Origin of the sequence: Mycobacteroides sp. LB1 (genome assembly GCF_013449725.1) — a bacterium.
In the GTDB taxonomy this organism is placed as follows: domain Bacteria; phylum Actinomycetota; class Actinomycetes; order Mycobacteriales; family Mycobacteriaceae; genus Mycobacterium.
The window spans coordinates 212,584-225,424 of sequence record NZ_JACCFF010000006.1 but is presented as its reverse complement, the minus strand read 5'-3'; the positions used below and the strand labels follow the sequence as shown (position 1 = coordinate 225,424).

The window sequence follows — 12,841 nt, the reverse complement described above, 5'->3', positions numbered from 1 at the left end:
ATGTCTGATCTTCTGCGCATTGCCACCGCCGGCAGTGTCGATGACGGCAAGTCCACCCTGGTGGGCCGGTTGCTGTACGACACCAAATCGGTGCTCATCGATCAGTTCGATGCCGTCGCAAAGGCTTCGAAGTCACGTGGGCTCGACGCCCCCGACCTATCACTGCTTGTCGATGGTCTGCGCGCCGAACGCGAACAGGGCATCACCATCGACGTGGCGTATCGGTATTTCGCCACCCCGAAGCGCTCGTTCATCCTCGCCGACACCCCCGGGCACGTGCAGTACACCCGGAACACGGTATCGGGGGCTTCGACCGCACAGTTGGTGATCCTTCTCGTCGACGCACGCAAGGGCGTCATCGAGCAGACCCGTCGCCACGCGGCGGTGCTGGCACTGCTGGGTGTGCCACGGCTGGTGTTGGCGGTCAACAAGATCGACCTGGTTGCCGATAGCGCACGTATCTTCGAGGCGATCAGCGCCGAATTCCACGAGCTGACCAGCTCGTTGGGTTGGAAGCCGGAGAGCGTCGTGGAGATCCCCGTATCGGCATTGCACGGCGACAACATCGCCACCCGCAGCGAGCGGACAGGTTTCTACAGTGGGCCGACCCTCATCGAGCATCTGGAATCGATTCCGGCACAACAGGAGTCGAGCACCGTGGGTCTGCGTTTCCCGGTCCAGTATGTGATTCGGCCGCGTACCGCCGAGTACCCCGACTACCGCGGCTACGCCGGGCAGGTGGCCGCCGGTGTCGTGCGGGTGGGCGACGAGGTGGTCATCTCTCCCGCCGGGCAGCGCACCACGGTGGCGGGCATCGACACCGCCGATGGGCCACTTGAGGTCGCCGAGGCGGGCCGCAGCGTGACGCTGATCCTGGCCGATGACGTGGATGCGTCACGTGGCGATCTGATCGCATCACCCGATGTGCCAGATCCGGTTTCAGAGATTGACGGCACGGTGTGCTGGCTGGCCGATAAGCCATTGAAGGCTGGCGCGCGCCTGCTGCTCAAGCATGGAACCCGCACCGTTCCCGCGATCATCGGGGAGCTGGTGGAACGCTTCGACGAGCAGAACCTGTCGGCAGATCCCCAGCCGGAGTCATTGGAACTCAACGATATCGGTCAGATAAGCATCCGCCTCGCCGAGGCGATCAGTGTCGACGAGTATGTCGACGACCGGATGGCGGGGAGCTTCCTGCTGATCGATCCGTCGAGCGGTAACACGTTGGCGGCAGGGCTGGTCGGCGATGCCCTGCGCGCCGTCGAACTGAATCGTGCGTAAACCAACGCTTGTCGCCGTCGCGCACGGGAGCCGTGACCCGCGGTTCGCGGAGAATGCGCACCGCTTGATAGCGCAGGTACGGACGCTACGGCCAGACCTGGATGTTCTGCTGGCGTTCCTGGAGCTGTCCGAGCCGAATCTCGTTGATGTGCTGGGTGACCTGAGCGGTGACGCCGTTGTGGTGCCGCTACTGCTGTCCGACGCCTACCACGCACGTATCGACCTGCCGACGCTGTTGTCCGACCATGCGCCCATCGGGCTGCGGGTGGTGCAGGCCCCGGTGCTCGGAGCCGATGAACGGCTGCTGCGGCTGGCCCGACGTCGCATCGCCGAGCTCGGCGTCGACAATCCGGGTGTCATCCTTACTGCGGTGGGATCGTCGGACGTCACCGCCAATGCCCGCACCCGGACTCTGGCCGCGCAGTGGACGAGGTCAACCACGGTCTTCGCGACAGGTGAGTCGACCACCCTCGCCGACGCAGCAGACGCGCTCAGGTCTCGCGGCGCCACGGAAATCGTTGTTGCACCGTGGTTCCTGTCCCCCGGCCTGCTGCTGGACCAGGTGCGCGCCGTGGCCGCTGAATCCGGCATCCGCGTGGCGGCCCCGCTCGGTGCGGACCGACTGGTTGCCGAGGTTGTGGTGGAACGGTACGTGTCGACAGTGGCGGCGCTGGACCGCCGCACCCCGTTGCCCCGCTAATCAGTCCCCTGCCGCCCGGATCAAATACCTTGCCGTCCGGCACTTCTGTTCAACACATTGTTACATGCGCATGTATGCGATAGTCTCGTCCACATGACGAGCACCGAGCACGAAACCCACGCGCATCCTGATCATGTTCACGGCCCTGATTGCGGTCACGAGGCAGTCACCCACGACGACCACGTGGACTACATCCACGACGGGCATCGCCACGCAGCGCACGGCGATCACTACGACGAGCACTAAACCTCAGGTAACGAATGGCCTCCGGATAACACCGGGGGCCATTTCTTTATCTGTCCCGCACAGAAACACTCACCTTTGTGCCCGGCTACGAGCGACAACAGCGCCTTCTCCCGCAGAAGTATGCGGTGTTCGGTACCGCGTGGAATTCCGCCAGGGCCATAGCTCCCCCAGTCGTGGTGGATCACCCGGCCTCGGCGTACCTCCCGGCACAGCGCGTCGGATATCGCCTTCGAGGCACGCCCGCCGGTATCGAACCCCTTGTGATCCAACATGTCCACAAGTTCCGACACTGTCGTCGCGCCAAACCGATGCACGTACAACGTCAGCAGATACCGCAGCTCAATCCCACGTACCCGAATCTTCGCCGTCATGACCGCACGATGACACGCGCCACCGACAGAGCGGGATTTGTCGCTCGTAGCCGGGCACCTGCTGGCGTCTTCCGGAAACGCTAAGGCGCCCTAGGACGCGACTTCGATCACGTCGCCCAGATCAGGGACTCGGGTCACTCGCACATACACGTGGTCACCTTCGTGCAGCCCGAGCGCTTCAGCATCACCCCGCGTAATCTGCGCGGTGAACTGCTCCCCGGTGGCGGCACTGGTCAACTCCACACGCACCTCGAAACCGAGATGCACGACCCGTCCTACCGTCGCCTTGGTAACCCCGGTGGTCTCTCCGGTGCCCTCCGCGGCAGCGCGAGAGAGGTCGGCATTGCGGCCCACCCGAATATCGTGCGGGCGTACCAGAATTCCGTTCAGTTTGGCCACCGGACCCAGGAACGACATCACGAAGCTGTTCGCCGGGCGGTCGTACAGGTCGTCGGGGGAACCCACCTGCTCGATGCGGCCCTTGTTGAGCACCGCGATCCGGTCGGCGACATCCAGAGCCTCGGCCTGGTCGTGGGTCACCAGCACCGTTGTGACATGCACCTCCTCGTGCAGTCGACGCAGCCAGGCTCGCAGATCCTCACGCACCTTGGCATCGAGCGCACCGAACGGCTCGTCCAGGAGCAGCACTTCGGGGTCAACGGCGAGCGCCCGGGCCAGCGCCATGCGCTGACGTTGTCCACCGGATAGCTGGTTGGGATAGCGGGCGTGGAAACCGCTCAGCCCCACCACTTCCAGCAGATTGTCGACCTTCTCCTTGATCTCGGCCTTTGGCTTCTTACGGATCTTGAGGCCGAATCCGACATTCTCGCGCACGGTCAGGTGCTTGAAAGCGGCGTAATGCTGGAACACGAACCCGATACCGCGTCGCTGTGGCGGGACACCGGTGACATCACGCCCATTGATGGTGATCGTGCCGGTATCGGGCTGGTCCAGCCCGGCAATAGCCCGCAGCAGGGTCGACTTGCCCGAACCACTGGGCCCCAGTAGCGCGGTCAGCGAGCCCGACGGCACTTCGAAGTCGATATTGTCCAGCGCGGCGAAGTCGCCGTAATGCTTGTTCGCGCCGCGAACGGTAATCGCGTCAGTCATTCTGTGGCTCCTTGCTCATTCGCTATTGGCTTTTGCTCGTCGCGCATCGATGACCACCTGGACGACTAGGACGATCACCGCAACAGCCATCAGCAACGCTGAGACGGCATAGGCGCCGTACTCGGCGCCGCGCTGATGGCGATCGGACACCAGCAGAGTCAGAGTCTGCGATGTCCCGGGCAGGTTCGACGAGACCATGATCACCGCGCCGTACTCACCTAGCGTGCGCGCGATGGTCAGCACGATGCCGTAGGTCAAACCCCACCGGATCGACGGCAACGTGATACGCCAGAACGTCTGCCAGGCAGTGGCTCCCAGCGTCGCGGCCGCCTCTTCCTGCTCCGTGCCGAGTTCATGTAGCACCGGCTCGACCTCACGGATCACGAACGGAATCGTGACGAAGATGCTGGCGAGCACGATGCCCGGGAACCCGAAGATGATCTTGAGACCGAAATCGTTCTCAACGAATCCGAACACGCCCGCCGACCCCCACAGCAGGATCAGCGCGACGCCCACTACCACGGGCGAGACCGCGAACGGGAGGTCGATGATCGCCTGCAGCACCGCTTTACCGCGGAACTTGTTCCGCGCCAGAACCAAGGCCGTGGGAATGCCAAAGATAACGTTCAGCGGCACCACGATCGCGACGATCAGCAGCGACAGCTGCAGGGCCGACACTGCGGCCGGGGTGGCGATCGAGTCGAAGAACGCCCCAACCCCTGGCTCGAACGCGCGCCACAGGATGAGCCCCACGGGGACGATCACCAGGATGCCGACATACAACAGCGCCGCGTACCGGGCCAGATACTTGACGAGCGGTGACGGCGTCACTGCGCCAGCTCCTCTCGCTTGGCCGCACGCGACCCGATGGTGCGCAGGATGAACAGCACAACGAACGAAATAAGCAGCAGCACAATCGAGATCGCTGCGGCACCGGTTCGGTCGTCGTTTTCGATCAGCGTCCTGATCCACTGCGAGGACACTTCCGTCTCACCGGGCACGGCGCCACCGATCAGCACCACCGAACCGTATTCGCCGATCGCACGTGAAAAGGCGAGTCCCGCACCAGATAACAATGACGGGAGCAGCGCCGGAAGGATCACCGCCCGGAAGATCGTCCAGTTGTCGGCCCCCAGGGAGGCGGCGGCCTCCTCGACAGACTGGTCGAGTTCCAGTAGGACCGGCTGCACGGATCGCACCACGAACGGCAAGGTGACGAACAGCAGCGCAATCCCGATACCCCAACTGGTGTGCTGGATGTGGATGCCCACCGGGCTGCCCGGGCCGTACAGCGCGAGCATCACCAGACTCGCCACGATCGTCGGCAACGCGAACGGCAGGTCGATGACGGCGTCAACCAACCGCTTTCCGGGGAAGTCATCACGCGTCAGCACCCAGGCCACCAGCAGCCCGAAAAACAGGTTGATTACGGCCACCGCGAACGAGACCCCCAGGGTGACCCGGAACGAGCTCACCGCGGCGTTAGAGGTGACGGCGTTCCAGAACGCGGTCCATCCACCGCCGGCCGACTGCCAGATGATTGCGGCCAGTGGCAGCAGCACGATGATGCTGAGCCAAATCGATGCCGCACCGACCCGCAGCGAGGTACTGCCGTACCGGCGCCTCAACAGCCCCCCCGTCTGCCCGGCACCGACCTCACGGTCGGGCCGGGCAGACGGTTTCGGCTCGGAAGCCGGTTCCGTCGACTGTTCGGTGGACGCTGTCATCCGGTGGCCTTCTTGTAGATCTTGGTGATGCTGCCGTTTTCCTTATCAAACAGTGCAGGGTCAACGGTCTTCCAGCCGCCCAGTTCGGCGATGGTCCACAGCTTCTCCGGCGTCGGGAAGTCCTTGGCGAATTCTGCCGTAACGGCCGGATCGACAGGACGGAAACCTGCCTCCGCCCAGATCTTCTGCGCCTCCGGGGTGTACAGGAAGTTCTTCAGGGCGTTCACCTTGTCGAGGTGCGCGCTGTCCTTGACGACGGCAACCGGGTTCTCGATCTTGAACGTCTGGGGCGGATTGACGTGCTCGACGTCCTTACCCTGGCGTTCGACGTTGATCGCCTCGTTCTCATAGCTGATCAGCACGTCACCGCTGCCCTGCAGGAACACGTCAGTGGCCTCGCGCCCGGAACCGGGGCGCTGCTTGATGTGCTCGCCAACGAGCTTGCTGACGTAGTCGATACCCGCCTGGTCATCGCGGCCGCCGTTGCTCTTGGCCGCGTAGGGCGCCAGGAGGTTCCACTTGGCCGAACCCGAGCTCAACGGGCTGGGGGTGATTACCGTGATTCCGGGCTGGAGCAGGTCATCCCAGTCCTTGATGTTCTTCGGGTTGCCCTTGCGCACGACGAGCGAGACCACCGAACCAAACGGCACACCCTTGGTGGCGTCTGCGTTCCAGTCCTCGGAAACCTTGCCCGCCTTCACCAGACGGCTCACATCGGGCTCGACCGAGAAGTTCACGATATCGGCGGGCTTGCCGTCGACCACGGCGCGGGACTGATCCCCGGACGCCCCATATGAGGTGGTCACGCCGACACCCTTGCCTTCGGCGGTGTTCGCGAAGGCCGGAATGATCTTCTTCCAGCCCGGTTCCGGAACGGCGTAGGCGACCAGGGTCAAGGTGGTGTCGGCATTCGAGTGCGACTCGCCACCGGCGACATCGCTTGCTCCCCCACCGCAGGCGGAGAGAACAGTTGCGGCTGCAGCAAGAACTCCAATGCGGCGCCAGCGGCTGGCACTGACCGTCTTCGCGACGTTGATCAGGGGGTCAAACATGGGATGCCTTTCGTGGGATGGCGATTATCTGGGGCAATACTCTGAATCCCGTGACGACAGAAAGGTAGCGAAACAGCCAGTGGGCCTTCGAACCAGGCGCTACCGACACCAAACCGCGGACGGGTATGGGTCTAGCGACAACAGTGAACGTCTGCAACAGCGCATGTGCCGACCGCGATGAGCGCCAAAATGTGGCGCACGCGGCTACCGGGAGCGGTGTGCATGGGCGGAAGCGTAGCAGAGCTTCTTGATGCCGTCTTAACGGATGAACGAGCAGGTAGGAGCACTAATGGATCAACCGGCAGGCGCTAGCGGCTCAACAGCCAGGCGACTATCACCAAAACCGCCAGCGCAATCAGCGCCAACGTCACACGCGACTGGGGCATACCACTCATGACGGGTCCACCGGGGCGACGGAGGTCTCGATGGCACGACGGCGCGCCGGGTCAAACCAACCGAGGTGGTTCACCGCGCCGATTAGGAGAAACAAGATCTTGTCACCGGCCATCGCCATCGCATACGCCAAAGTCAGAACCACCGGCATCACGATGATCGTTTGCAAGATGAACCCGCGTCCGCTGAGCCACAGCTCCACGCCGTCCCACCAACCCAGTAGGCCGATCACGCTGTCGCTGTACACGCCGCCAGTTTAGGCGGACCACAACGGGCGCTCGCCAGGGCAGGGCAGACTGGATCACGATGAGCCGCTTGCGCGAGATATGCCTACCGCTGGTACTGGCACTCCTCGCATTGTTCAGCACAACACCCACGGCCGCGGCTGACTCGGCGAACGCAGGTGCCGATGTACAGGTCGCCCAGAGTCTCGGCCAGCGCGAGCTCACCGTGGTGGCGCGCCGTGTCACCAGCATTCCCGGCCCGCTGCGTGTCGATGTCATCACTCACCAGGGCACCGCGGCCGGCCCGCTCCGGCTGCAGCTCGTGCCCACCGGCGCCAGTACCGACGAATATCAACCCGCTTCGGGCGTTCCCACGTCGACCGCGATGGTGATCCTCGGTGAAAAACCCGGCCCGTACGGTGCAACCCTCGACGTCGACCGCACCGGGCCGACCGACCTCACCATCAGCGACGGTGTACACACCGCTCGGATCCCGTTGGTCCTCGTGGGTCAGGCGATGTCACCACCCGAGCGGGTGGCCTATGTGGGCCTGGCCACCACTGGACTGCTGTTGGTGGTTTCCCTCGTCGTGGCCACGCGGGTACGTCGCGGGGTATGGATCGCGCTGCCGGTGACCGCCACGGTGACGGCCCTCGCGGTCGCGATTACCGGCGCCGTGCTCTCCACGTCGGCACCGCCACCGCCCGAACCGGGGCTGCAACGAGACCCCACCGTCGACAACGCCGCCAACCCCTACCGGATCGACCGTCCCGCGGTTACCGACTACTCCCGCCCCTCGGCCATGCTCATCGCCGAACAGCCGGTGGTGGATTCAGGGCATGCAACAGACGTCTTCTTCTCACTCATCGATACGGCGACCGGACTGCCCGCCGACGATCTGGTCATCCACGACAGCGCATTGATCCATCTGTTGGTGGTGGCCCCGGACGGGCAGCTCTCCCATCTGCATCCGATAAGGGTTGCGCCGGGCCGCTATTCGGTGCCGCTGTCGCCAACGGCGGCGGGCCGCTACGCGGTCTCGGCCGAGTTCACCCGACGCGGCGGTGGAGTGCAGACGGTTCGTCTACCCGGTGGGCTCATATCGCGCGGCGAAAAGCCCGCTGCACCCGCGCCGTTCGATGGACCCGGTATGCGCATGATCGACGGGCTGCATGTGCACGTGACTGCCACCGGCCTGCGTGCGGGACGTCCGACGACGCTCACCGCGACCGTCGGATCCGATCCCGTGCTGCAGCCATGGCTGGGCATGCTCGGTCACCTGGTGATCGCCGGCCCGATTCCGCGCGACGCCCCCGCTGACGATCTCGGGACCGCGGTATTGGACTCGGCTGTGTGGGCGCACGCTCATTCCATGGGCGGTCACGGCGGCGCCGACATGCCCGGCATGGAGCACGGCACCAATCATCGGGGTAATAGCGAACCGGTACAAGATGATTCAGCGTCTTCTCTACCTCCGATGGTGGGGGCGCCGCCCCTCAACGGCGATAGCCCGCCCGATGAGACGGTGACTGCCTTCGGGCCGGATGTACCGTTCACCTTCACCTTCCCTCGGCCGGGTCGGTATCTCGTCTGGATCCAGTCCCAGCGTGACTATCGGGTGCTGACGATCCCGGTACGACTGGACATCTCATGACACGTCGCGTGTGGGTGGGGCTCGGGGTGATCGTGGCCGCGGTATTGGCGTTGGCATGGATTGCTTGGCCCAGCCCGCCCAAGGCCATCACCCTGTACTCCGGTACCGAGCACTACACCATCACGGTGACCGTAGACAATCCCCGCGTCGGGATGACCGCGCTGGAAATCGCCATCGCCGACCGGGAGGATCCGGGTCTCCCCGAATCTGAATCGGTGACAGTCGAATTGGTCATGCCGTTGATGGGCCACGCAATGCCGCCGCAGCGGGAGATCATATCCGGACGCACGAAGTTCGACCAGGTGATGCTGTCGATGGCCGGGCCCTGGGAGATAGTCGTGACCGTCACGCCGCCGTCGGGAGACCCAGACGAACGCGCAACGATGCCACTATGGGTAAGTGGAGGTTGAGATGAGCACCGGTACAGAACAGACGACGCGAATCACCCGCGCCACCGTCGAGAAGTACGCACCGCTGGGGGCGTACGGGGTCCTGCTGGGAAGCGTGGTGGGTGCGATTGGCACCACCTGGGACGTGCAATGGCACAGCGACGTGGGACCCGACACGTTCTTCACGCTGCCACATCTGTTCCTGTACTCGGGCAGCGCGATCGGTGGGATCACCAGCCTCATCATGGTTTTGATGAGCACGGCCGCACAGCGTGCGGGCGAAAACATACCGCGCTGGGTGGGTGGAGTTCCGATCCGCGTGTTCGGCGGCAGGTTTACCGCGCCCCTGGGCTTCCTGATCTCCGGCTGTGGCGCCGCAGCCTTTCTCATGTACGGACTACTGGATCTGTGGTGGCACACGGTGTACGGGTTCGATGCCATCCTGGCCTCGCCACCACATTTCGCGTTGTTCGTATCGGGGACCGTCGCCGACCTCGGCAGCATCGTCACCTTCGCCGCGGCACGCCGATTCCGCTGGGGCACGGTCGGTTTGATGGCACAGTCGTCCCTGGTGGCGGCGACGACGGCCGTTCCGTTCACCGCACTGTACGTCTTCAAATTCGAGTTCAACCCGCTCTCACTGGGGTCCGCGTTCATCGTTCCGCTCGTCCTGCTGATCGTTGCGGGCGTATTGCGGTCGCCACTGGCTCCGTTCGGCGTGGCGGCGATCATGGGCGCGCTCCAGGCAATCTTCTGGTGGTTCTCGCCATGGGCCGCACGCGAATACGCCGCAGCGGTGGGATTGCCCCTGCGGGACGACCTGTGGGGCGGCCCACCCACAATACCGGGAATGATGCCGATGTTCCTCGGGATCTTCGCCGCGCTTGCCGCGGGACTGCTGTACCTCGTCAAGGATCATCCGTGGCAACGGCGGCCTATGACGATCGTCGGCGCCATTGTGGGCTCGGTTGCGGGCATGGGCTATCTGGCGCAGGGGGCGATGCTGTACCCCGACGGGACCGAATCCGCGAGCAGCTACGTCACCGTGGGCCTGGCCGGACTGGTGTTGGGCGCGCTCGCCGGATTCCTGGCCCAACGCATTGCACTGATGTTGCGGGTACCCGGGAACGACGCCGACCCGGTAGAGGCCGTCGCATGAGATACACCCGAATGCTGCTGGCGCTCTTCGCCATCGTCGGCCTGTCCCTCGGGATCAGCGCCCCCGCGAATGCCTACGCACCCGTCAACGTGGTGCACACCGAACAGGTGAACGCGGGCCCATACCAGCTGACCGTCGGGTTCTCGACCTGGCCGCTGCGCGCCATGCAATCGCTGGACTTCAGCTTCATCCCCGCCGATGGGATCACCGGCAAGTCGGGCACGCTCACCGTTGTGACCCCCGACGGGCGGCAGCCACGCACCGAACCGTTGGCCCGCCACCCGCGCAAACGCGAGGTTTGGGGCTTGGATATCCGGGCCCTGCAAGAAGAAGGGCAGCACCAGTTCATCTTCGATATCACCGGTCCGCGCGGACCCGGGAAGGGCACCCTCAACTTGGAGGTGCTACCCCAGCCGGGACCGCCGCTGGGGTTGAGTTGGATGATCTCGTTGATACCCGTGTTCGCATTGGCCGGGATCCTGATCGCGGCATGGAGGAGAACTCGTGACGAAACCTGATCAGCCGCAGAGCACCACCTGTGCGATCTCCGGAGGAGGACCCGCCGGAATGATGTTGGCGCTACTGCTCGCACGTGCCGGTGTCAACGTCACTGTTCTCGAGAAACACCCCGATTTCCTGCGGGACTTCCGTGGAGACACCGTGCACGCCAGCACTCTGAACCTGCTCGACGAGTTGGGGCTCGGCCCGCAATTCGCAGCCATGCCGCACAACCTCGTTCAGCAGGTGACGGTGGACCTCGGTGAGCAGACGTTCCGGCTGGGCGATCTCAATCGGCTTCCCGGACCGCATAAGCACATGGCGATGGCACCTCAGTGGGACTTCCTGGAAATGCTGGCCAGCGCCGCAGAGACCGAGCCCACCTTCCGGCTGTTGCGCAGCACTGAGGTCACCGGGATCCTGCGATCCGGTGACCGCATCACCGGAGTCGAATATCGCACCACTGCAGGAGAAACCGGCCAGATCAGGGCGGATCTCACCGTTGCCTGCGATGGCCGCGGCTCGGTGCTGCGCGCAGCGGCAGGAATGCGACCTCGGTCATTCGGCGTTCCGATCGATGTCTGGTGGTTCCGCCTCCCCAAGCATTCCGATGACCCGCAGGGACCGCGCGCACGGGTCGGCGCCAACCGATTCATGGTGATGCTCGATCGCGGCGACTACTTCCAGTGCGGCTATCTCATCGGCAAGGGCACCGACTCGCAGATGCGCAGCGGCGATGTGCAGGTGCTGCGTGACCGAATCGCCGAGATGGCGCCCTGGCTGGCCGATCGCACCGATGCCATTACCAGCTGGGATGACGTGAAATTGCTTGATGTGCAGCTGAATCGGCTCCGTAAATGGTACCGAGAGGGCCTGCTGTTCATCGGTGACGCCGCACACGCCATGTCCCCGGTCGGTGGCGTCGGTATCAACCTCGCGATCGCCGACGCGGTGGCCACCGCGCGCATCCTCGCCGAGCCGCTGCGCGAGGGAACACTCACCACCGCCGACCTTCGCAAGGTGCAGCTGCGCCGGTGGGGGCCGACCGCCCTGATCCAGCGTGTGCAACGCGCCGTACACCGGCGGGTGTTCTCGGCGGTCGACTCTGCGACCACGGTCACCCCAAGCACCAGGATCGCTTCGGTGTTGTCGATTGCCACCAAATACCCATGGTTGCAAGCGATTCCGGCATACGGTGTGGCGATCGGGCCGCTGCCCGAGCATGCACCCGATTTCGCCCGCCGCTTCCCTACTGGCTGAGCACCTTCTGCATCTCCGGAGCCACCAGATCGCGAATCCGCTCCCAGGGCACGGCAACCGGTATGTAGTCCCCGGCAACATGCGCAACGGAGACATAGAAGGTCAGCCCCTTAGGTGCCGGCAGCCAATGCAGGAATTGCTCGGACTTCATGTCCACGGCGGCCTTGATGCGATCGGGCGGACCGAGCTCCAGGGCCAGTTTCCGCAACTGCACTCGGGCCGCCTCCTGATCGAGGAAAACCTGATCGAACATCACCGGCTGGGCCGTATCGGTGTTGATGGTGATCGTCGCCGCCGACTGGTTGGGGTGTGCACCGCCGCCATCCCAGAGAAATACCGCCAGGCCCGCCACCACATGTGGGCCGATGAAGGAGACCCGGCTCGATTCGCGTACCGCCAGCTGCCCGTCGCCTATCGTCGCCGGTTTCGTGAGCTTCGGATCATCCAAGTCGCGCACCACATCCTGAAGTGCCGCACGCATGCCTTCGTTGAATCTGTCCCGAGCCGCGGCCTTATCCCCGGTCACCTGCGGCAGCTGGACCTTGTAAGTCACTCGCCCCTGTTTACCGCTCACCGCCTCCAGCGTCGGGGTGAACCCGAACGCGGGCTTGGCGGTCGGCGGCGCTTGCGCCGGGGTGAGAGATACCGTCGGTTTCGATGTCGTTGTGCTGGTGGAAGACTGGACTTCAACCGGCTGGGGCTGATCCGGCGGTTTGAGGCACCCGCCGACCACGCCACACGTCAACACCAGCGTCAACCCGAGACCATATTTCACAA

General features: G+C 64.3%; 15 protein-coding genes and 1 pseudogene. 8 read left to right on the top strand and 8 right to left on the bottom strand.

The features are described 5' to 3' along the window. The 3 genes from MLB1_RS21130 (at position 1) to MLB1_RS21120 (ending at position 2,227) form a co-directional block, all read left to right on the top strand. Positions 1 to 1,281, top strand: coding sequence for a GTP-binding protein (locus MLB1_RS21130; protein WP_180751798.1), 1,281 nt, complete (start codon positions 1 to 3; stop codon positions 1,279 to 1,281). Beyond that, entirely contained in the window at positions 1,274 to 1,981 is a 708-nt protein-coding gene (locus MLB1_RS21125; RefSeq protein ID WP_180751797.1) for a sirohydrochlorin chelatase, read from the top strand. The genes MLB1_RS21130 and MLB1_RS21125 overlap by 8 nt, the downstream gene beginning before the upstream one ends. Positions 1,982 to 2,074: 93 nt before the next feature. Then, positions 2,075 to 2,227, top strand: a complete 153-nt coding sequence (locus tag MLB1_RS21120; protein WP_180751796.1) for a zinc transporter permease — start codon at positions 2,075 to 2,077, stop codon at positions 2,225 to 2,227. Positions 2,228 to 2,304: 77 nt separating this feature from the next. Here MLB1_RS21120 and MLB1_RS21115 read toward each other — a convergent pair. The 7 genes and pseudogenes from MLB1_RS21115 to MLB1_RS21090 all read right to left on the bottom strand — a co-directional run. Then, positions 2,305 to 2,598, bottom strand: a pseudogene (locus MLB1_RS21115) (hypothetical protein); the annotation flags it as partial. Between the two features lie 90 nt (positions 2,599 to 2,688). Beyond that, positions 2,689 to 3,708: a TOBE-like domain-containing protein gene (locus MLB1_RS21110; RefSeq protein WP_180751795.1), complete on the bottom strand. Its 1,020-nt coding sequence runs from the start codon at positions 3,706 to 3,708 to the stop codon at positions 2,689 to 2,691. Positions 3,709 to 3,723: 15 nt separating this feature from the next. Then, complete coding sequence (gene cysW / locus MLB1_RS21105) at positions 3,724 to 4,539, bottom strand: sulfate ABC transporter permease subunit CysW (RefSeq protein ID WP_180751794.1); 816 nt, start codon at positions 4,537 to 4,539, stop codon at positions 3,724 to 3,726. Further along, complete coding sequence (gene cysT / locus MLB1_RS21100; RefSeq protein ID WP_180751793.1) at positions 4,536 to 5,435, bottom strand: sulfate ABC transporter permease subunit CysT; 900 nt, start codon at positions 5,433 to 5,435, stop codon at positions 4,536 to 4,538. The genes cysW and cysT overlap by 4 nt, the downstream gene beginning before the upstream one ends. Further along, positions 5,432 to 6,487 carry a sulfate ABC transporter substrate-binding protein gene (locus tag MLB1_RS21095; protein ID WP_180751792.1) on the bottom strand — a complete coding sequence of 352 codons (1,056 nt, stop codon included), beginning with the start codon at positions 6,485 to 6,487 and terminating at the stop codon, positions 5,432 to 5,434. The genes cysT and MLB1_RS21095 overlap by 4 nt, the downstream gene beginning before the upstream one ends. 131 nt (positions 6,488 to 6,618) lie before the next feature. Further along, complete coding sequence (locus MLB1_RS24325) at positions 6,619 to 6,711, bottom strand: Ms4533A family Cys-rich leader peptide (RefSeq protein WP_358146360.1); 93 nt, start codon at positions 6,709 to 6,711, stop codon at positions 6,619 to 6,621. A 167-nt stretch (positions 6,712 to 6,878) separates the two neighbouring features. After that, positions 6,879 to 7,127, bottom strand: a complete 249-nt coding sequence (locus tag MLB1_RS21090) for a hypothetical protein (protein WP_180751791.1) — start codon at positions 7,125 to 7,127, stop codon at positions 6,879 to 6,881. 59 nt (positions 7,128 to 7,186) lie between these two features. Here MLB1_RS21090 and MLB1_RS21085 point away from each other — a divergent pair, with 59 nt between their 5' ends. The 5 genes from MLB1_RS21085 to MLB1_RS21065 are packed head-to-tail and all read left to right on the top strand — an operon-like array spanning position 7,187 to position 12,064. Beyond that, positions 7,187 to 8,758, top strand: coding sequence for a hypothetical protein (locus MLB1_RS21085; protein WP_180751790.1), 1,572 nt, complete (start codon positions 7,187 to 7,189; stop codon positions 8,756 to 8,758). Then, a complete protein-coding gene (locus MLB1_RS21080) occupies positions 8,755 to 9,168 on the top strand; it encodes a hypothetical protein (RefSeq protein ID WP_180751789.1) in 414 nt (137 codons plus the stop codon). Before MLB1_RS21085 ends, MLB1_RS21080 begins: the two co-directional genes overlap by 4 nt. A gap of 1 nt (position 9,169) precedes the next feature. Continuing rightward, positions 9,170 to 10,306 carry a hypothetical protein gene (locus tag MLB1_RS21075; protein ID WP_180751788.1) on the top strand — a complete coding sequence of 379 codons (1,137 nt, stop codon included), beginning with the start codon at positions 9,170 to 9,172 and terminating at the stop codon, positions 10,304 to 10,306. Continuing rightward, positions 10,303 to 10,824 (top strand): hypothetical protein, encoded by a 522-nt coding sequence (locus MLB1_RS21070; protein ID WP_180751787.1) that lies wholly within the window; start codon positions 10,303 to 10,305, stop codon positions 10,822 to 10,824. Before MLB1_RS21075 ends, MLB1_RS21070 begins: the two co-directional genes overlap by 4 nt. Further along, the gene (locus MLB1_RS21065; RefSeq protein ID WP_180751786.1) at positions 10,811 to 12,064 is read left to right on the top strand and encodes an FAD-dependent oxidoreductase; all 1,254 of its coding nucleotides are present in this window, start codon (positions 10,811 to 10,813) and stop codon (positions 12,062 to 12,064) included. The genes MLB1_RS21070 and MLB1_RS21065 overlap by 14 nt, the downstream gene beginning before the upstream one ends. On the opposite strand, the gene MLB1_RS21060 is transcribed toward MLB1_RS21065, so the two are convergent. Continuing rightward, the gene (locus tag MLB1_RS21060; RefSeq protein WP_180751785.1) at positions 12,054 to 12,839 is read right to left on the bottom strand and encodes a hypothetical protein; all 786 of its coding nucleotides are present in this window, start codon (positions 12,837 to 12,839) and stop codon (positions 12,054 to 12,056) included. The two genes, MLB1_RS21065 and MLB1_RS21060, sit on opposite strands and share 11 nt — an antisense overlap. Positions 12,840 to 12,841 lie beyond the last annotated feature (2 nt).